We start from the raw sequence: 5237 nt of genomic DNA, 5'->3' as shown, positions 1-5237 counted from the left end.
CAACAGCGGTCCGCGCGAGCCGATCATGCTGCCGAAGCAGACGACGAACCCCGTCAGCAGCCAGAAATTCGCAGACCATTGCAGCGCCCAGAACATTCCGATGCCGATGATCGAGAGCGCATAGCTGAACAGGACCGAGGGACGCCGGCCGATCAGTCCATCGAGCCAGGAGACGCCGAGCATCCCGAACAACAACACCACGCCGGAAAATCCCCAGGCGGTCGCGGCCTGCAACGGCGGAAAGCCGGCATCGATCAGATAGGCCACGACCTGGGGCGCGATCGCATACATGCCGACGGCGGTGAAGAAGAAGGTGGCAAACAGCGCCCAGAAGGCGTGGTGCCGGATTGCGCTCGGCACGGTCCAGCCTTGATCGGGCAGATCGTCCACGCTCGCCTTGATGACATGCGGCGCACCGGAGGAAAAGCGGCGCCACGGCAGCAGCGACAGCGGCACCAGCAGGACCAGCGTCATGCCGCCGAACAGCTGATAGGCCCCGCGCCACCCGAGATGATCGATCAGGACTTGCGAAGCCGGCAGCAGGATCAGGACGCCGGCGCCGGTCGCGGAGTAGACCACCGCCATAGCGGTCGGCAGCCGCGGGCCGAACCAGCGGCCGAGCAGGATCGAATTGGGCACGTTGCCGATGAAGGCAATGCCGATGCCGACACAGAGCCCGATGCTGAGCTGGAACTGCCAGAGATGATCGGCGAAAGCGGCGACCAGAAACGCCCCGCCAAGCAGCGCCAGTCCGAGCGTATAGACCGCGCGCGGCCCGGAGTGGTCGAACAGCCGGCCGATCAGCGGCGCCGACAGGCCGCCGGCGAGCGCCGACAGGGAATAGACCGAGACGACCTGGGCGCGGTCCCAGCCAAAGCTCTCGGAAATCGGTTTCAGAAACACCGTGAAGCTCTCGCCGAGGCCGCGCCCGAGCACCGACAGCGCAAAGCACAGCGCCAGCACCCACAGCGCGACGCGCCCGCTGGGCTGCGGCGCGACGATCGTTTCCTCCGGAAGCGTTTTCTGGTCCATCCCGCGCAGGGAGCGCGTTTCGGACGGGTCGAGCAAGGGCTTTGAGCGAATTACGGCTATGCGGGCTTGAGCAGGACGTGGCGCTTCTTGCCGAGCGACAGTTTGATCACGCCTTCGGTCAGGTTTGCGGGCGTCAGAAGCATCTTTTCATCGGTGACGGCGACGTCATTGACGCGCAGGCCGCCGCCCTTGATCTGCCGTCGCGCTTCGCCGTTCGAGGCGACGAGGCCTGCCTTGACGAACAGCGTCAATACGCCGGCGCCGGCCTGGAGCTCGCTCTGCGCGACTTCCACGGTCGGCAGGTTTTCCGCGATCGCGCCTTCCTCAAAGGTCCGGCGTGCGGTTTCCGCGGCCGTGCGGGCAGCGTCCGCGCCATGCAGCAGCGTGGTTGCGGCATCCGCCAGGGCCTTCTTGGCCTCGTTGATGTCGGCGCCCTTCAATGCTGCGAGTTTCTCGATCTCGGCAAGCGGCAGCGTGGTGAAGAGTTTCAGGAACCGCGGCACATCGGCGTCCTCGGTGTTGCGCCAGTACTGCCAGAAATCATAAGGGCTGAATTGATCGGCATTGAGCCAGACCGCGCCTTTAGCGGTCTTTCCCATCTTCTCGCCCGACGCCGTCGTGAGCAGCGGTGTCGTCAGCGCGAACAGTTGCGGCGTGCCCATGCGGCGGCCGAGCTCGACGCCGTTGACGATGTTGCCCCACTGGTCGGACCCGCCCATCTGGACGCGGCAGCCGGCGCGCCGCGACAGCTCGACGAAGTCGTAGGCCTGGCAGACCATGTAGTTGAACTCGATGAAGCTCATCTCCTGCTCGCGCTCGAGCCGCAGCCGCACCGAGTCCATGGTCAGCATGCGGTTGACCGAGAAATGCCGCCCGATGTCGCGCAGCATCTCGATCCAGTTGAGCTTTGTGAGCCATTCGGCATTGTCGAGCATGATCGCGTCGGTCGGCCCGTCGCCGAAGCGCAGCACTTTTGCGAACACGCCGCGAATCGAGGTCTTGTTGGCTTCGATCTCGGCGACGCTGCGCAGAGCCCGGGTCTCATCCTTGCCGGAGGGATCGCCGACCATGGTGGTGCCGCCGCCCATCAGCGTGATCGGCTTGTTGCCGGTCTGCTGCAGCCAATACAGCATCATCATGGTCAGGAAATTACCGATATGCAGCGACGGCGCGGTGCAGTCGTACCCGACATAGGCGGTCGCCTGGCCCTTCGCCGCCAGCTCATCGAGTGAGTCGGAGTCGGAAATCTGATGGATGAAGCCGCGGCTCTGCAGCACATTCAGAAAATCAGACTTAAAGGCGGTCATTTATCGCTGGCTCTGATCATTCTTGTTTTAAGATCTTTGCGCCATAATACGGAACCCAGTTCGGACGGGCTGCCGCTATGTTGCGCGCTGTGGCATTATAAGATGTGCCGGTTTGGCACAAGCTGCTGGAACTCGGACGGGACCATTTCAGGCGGGACATATTGCAGGCGGACACCTCGAATTGAGACCTGGGCATCCAGGGGCAAGGCGTTTTGAAGGTGCTATCGCGATGATGTTGACGACGATCGGGCTGATGAGCGGCACCTCGCTTGACGGGGTCGACGTCGCATTGCTCGAAACCGATGGCAGGCGGGTCCAGGCGTTCGGGCCGTCCGGCTATCGGCCTTACAGCGCGCAGGAGCGCAGCCTGCTGCGCCAGGCGCTGGGCGAGGCGGTCAGCCTGCAGGAGCGGGAGGCTCGGCCCGGGATCCTGGTCGAGGCCGAGCGCGCCGTCACCATCGCGCATGCCGAAGCGGTCTCAGCCTTCATCGCGCAAAATCGCATCAGCTGCCAGGACATCGATATCGTCGGCTTCCATGGCCAGACCGTGCTGCATCGGCCGGAGCGGCGGTTGACGGTCCAGATCGGGCACGCCGCGGTGCTTGCGAAAGCCATCCATATTCCCGTGATGCACGATTTTCGCGCCGCCGATGTCGCCGCCGGCGGCCAGGGCGCGCCGTTCGTGCCGGTCTATCACCGTGCGCTGACCCAGTCCCTGGGCCGCGAAGGACCGATCGTCGTGGTGAATATTGGCGGCGTCTCCAACATCACCTATATCGACGGCGCCGACACCCTGATCGCCTGCGACACCGGTCCCGGCAACGCATTGCTCGACGATTTCATGTTCCGCGTCACCGGCCAGCATTTTGACGGCGAGGGCCGCATGGCGGCGCAGGGGCGCGCCGACGAGGCCTGGGTGGCGCGCGCGCTCGAACGTCCGTTCTTCGCAGCTCCGCCGCCGAAATCGCTCGACCGCAACGACTTTGCTGCGCTCAAGCTCGGCGAGATGCAGCCTGCCGACGGCGCGGCGACCCTGACCGCGCTGACGGCGGCCGCAATCAGTCGTATCGTGCCGCTGTTGCCCAAGCTGCCGAAGAGCTGGATCGTCGCCGGCGGCGGCGCCCGCAACCACACCATGATGCGGATGCTGCGCGAGCGGCTGGCGCCGGCGACGGTGGAAGCCGCCGACTCGCTCGGCTGGTCGTCGGATGCGATCGAGGCGCAGGCCTTCGGATTCCTGGCCGCGCGTGGTCTCAAGGGCCTGCCGCTGAGCTATCCGGCCACGACGGGCGTGCCGATGCCGATGACCGGCGGGATCATCGCGAGGCCTTGAGGTTCGTCGTCAGGATTCGGCGGCCATCCGCGCCAGCACCGCGACCGTGTTGATGTTGCGCGCGGTCCCTGTCTTGGCGGCAGCAATGACCAGCTTCGATTTGGCGATGCCCTGGCTGTAGTGGATGTAGATTTCACGGCGTCCAAGCCGAATATCCTCGTCGTTCTGGCCGCGCACGCCGGCAAGCGTGTCGTCCGGCGGGGCGCGGTCGAGAAACACCACCATGGTGCGGCTGGGCGCAGCTTCCGGGAACGGATTGTCAGCGGCGATCTGGGCCATCTCGCTGGCGCTGCGCACCAGCACGCCGACCGGTTTGCCGGTATAGGCCGCAAGCTGCTTTTGCAGCGCAGTCTTGACCGCAGTTTCGGATTTGCGGCTCTCGAAGACCACATTGCCGCTTGCGATATAGGTGCGAACGGCGCCGAAGCCGAGCTGTTCGCAGATATTCTTCAGATCGACCATCGGCAGTTTGCCGGTGCCTCCGACATTGACGGCACGCAGTAACGCGACAAGCGATGTCATGGCGGCCGAGCGCTCAGCGCACGTTGGCGAGCCGCATGTCGAGATAGGCCGTGATCGTCTCCATCAGCGGCTCGAGCTTGCCGTCGAAGAAATGGTTGGCGCCCGGGATGACCTGCTGATCGATCACGATGCCCTTCTGGGTCTTCAGCTTCTCGACCAGCGTATTGACGTCCTTCGGCGGCACCACCGCATCCTTCTCGCCGTGCACGATCAGGCCCGACGAGGGGCAGGGCGCGAGGAACGAGAAGTCATAGAGGTTGGCGGGCGGCGCGATCGAGATGAAGCCTTCGACCTCGGGCCGGCGCATCAAAAGCTGCATGCCGATCCAGGCGCCGAACGAGAAGCCGGCGACCCAGCAGGCGCGCGCCTCGGGGTTGATGGTCTGCGCCCAGTCGAGCGCGGAGGCCGCGTCCGACAATTCGCCGGTACCGTGATCGAACGAGCCCTGGCTGCGGCCGACGCCGCGGAAATTGAAGCGCAGCACCGAAAAGCCGCGATGGGCAAAGGCGTAATAGCACTGGTAGACGATCTGATGGTTCATCGTGCCATGGAACTGCGGATGCGGATGCAGGATCATCGCGATCGGCGCGTTCTTCTGCTTGGCCGGATGATAGCGGCCTTCGAGGCGACCCGCCGGGCCGGTGAAAATGACTTCAGGCATCAGTGATCCCTAGATTGATTTCTCGCAACCAATCGGTTGGTGCTGACTTCATCGGCCTCGGCAGACAAAGTCGCGGAAGGAAAGGGTGATCGGCGCCGTTGGGCTGGGCGTGAACGGCTGCGCGGCTGGCCGGCGTTCTAGCATGGGGCGAGGGGCAAAAAGCAAGCATATTGAACATCGCTTAATCGCTTCAAGGCGTTAGCGCACCCAATTGCCGGATGACCGCAACATCGCTAATTGCCGGCTACGTGGAGACGAATGGCATCCAAAAACCCCGCCAAACAAGGTAATATGCTACATAATGCCTGACAGGGTCTATCTCGACTGGAATGCGACCACCCCGCTCCGCCCCGAGGCGCGGCAGGCCATGACGGCCGCAGGG

5 protein-coding genes are annotated in these 5237 nt (G+C 64.3%); 1 reads left to right on the top strand and 4 read right to left on the bottom strand.

Annotation, left to right across the window (positions count from 1 at the left end):
- Both WCB02_RS39175 and tyrS read right to left on the bottom strand, forming a co-directional pair.
- On the bottom strand, window positions 1-1032 hold a 1032-nt coding region (locus WCB02_RS39175), incomplete at its 3' end, for an MFS transporter (RefSeq protein ID WP_423967692.1).
- A 56-nt stretch (window positions 1033-1088) separates the two neighbouring features.
- A complete protein-coding gene (gene tyrS, locus WCB02_RS39170) occupies window positions 1089-2339 on the bottom strand; it encodes a tyrosine--tRNA ligase (protein ID WP_423967690.1) in 1251 nt (416 codons plus the stop codon).
- A gap of 229 nt (window positions 2340-2568) precedes the next feature.
- On the opposite strand from tyrS, the gene WCB02_RS39165 reads away from it, so the two are divergent.
- Window positions 2569-3672 (top strand): anhydro-N-acetylmuramic acid kinase, encoded by a 1104-nt coding sequence (locus WCB02_RS39165; protein ID WP_423967688.1) that lies wholly within the window; start codon window positions 2569-2571, stop codon window positions 3670-3672.
- 9 nt (window positions 3673-3681) lie between these two features.
- Here the strand turns inward: WCB02_RS39165 and WCB02_RS39160 are convergent, their stop codons facing one another.
- Both WCB02_RS39160 and WCB02_RS39155 read right to left on the bottom strand, forming a co-directional pair.
- Window positions 3682-4194 carry a DUF1697 domain-containing protein gene (locus tag WCB02_RS39160; protein ID WP_423967686.1) on the bottom strand — a complete coding sequence of 171 codons (513 nt, stop codon included), beginning with the start codon at window positions 4192-4194 and terminating at the stop codon, window positions 3682-3684.
- A 13-nt stretch (window positions 4195-4207) separates the two neighbouring features.
- Entirely contained in the window at window positions 4208-4855 is a 648-nt protein-coding gene (locus tag WCB02_RS39155; protein WP_291692898.1) for an alpha/beta hydrolase, read from the bottom strand.
- Between the last annotated feature and the right edge of the window lie 382 nt (window positions 4856-5237).

Origin of the sequence: Bradyrhizobium sp., assembly GCF_049581145.1 — a bacterium.
Lineage (GTDB): Bacteria > Pseudomonadota > Alphaproteobacteria > Rhizobiales > Xanthobacteraceae > Bradyrhizobium.
This window is presented reverse-complemented; position numbering and strand designations above follow the sequence as displayed.